This window comes from Pseudomonas sp. BJa3 (assembly GCF_026343815.1).
Classification (GTDB): domain Bacteria; phylum Pseudomonadota; class Gammaproteobacteria; order Pseudomonadales; family Pseudomonadaceae; genus Aquipseudomonas; species Aquipseudomonas soli.
Genome location: NZ_JAOXMC010000493.1, coordinates 1 through 241 on the forward strand (window position 1 = coordinate 1; position 241 = coordinate 241).

Below are 241 nucleotides of genomic sequence, written 5' to 3' on the forward strand. Positions count from 1 at the left end.
GGCCCAAACCGCAACATACGACAACGACGTCGCCGACCTGACCGCGTTCATGTCCTGGATGGCCGAGCCCGTCCAGACGTTCCGCGTGCAGCTGGGCGTCGGTGTCATGTTGTTCCTGCTCTTGTTCTTCTTGGTGATGTGGCGCCTGAACGCCTCTTACTGGAAACACGTGCGCTAACCGCAACGCCCCGCCAGGCTTATCCGCCCCCATTTTCTCCAGGGTGGATAATGGCGGGTTAGG

General features: G+C 60.6%; 1 protein-coding gene. It reads left to right on the forward strand.

What is annotated here, in order from left to right:
• A partial coding sequence (locus tag OH705_RS30145) for a cytochrome c1 (protein WP_416383617.1) occupies positions 1 to 178 on the forward strand: 178 nt, incomplete at its 5' end.
• Positions 179 to 241: the final 63 nt, after the last annotated feature.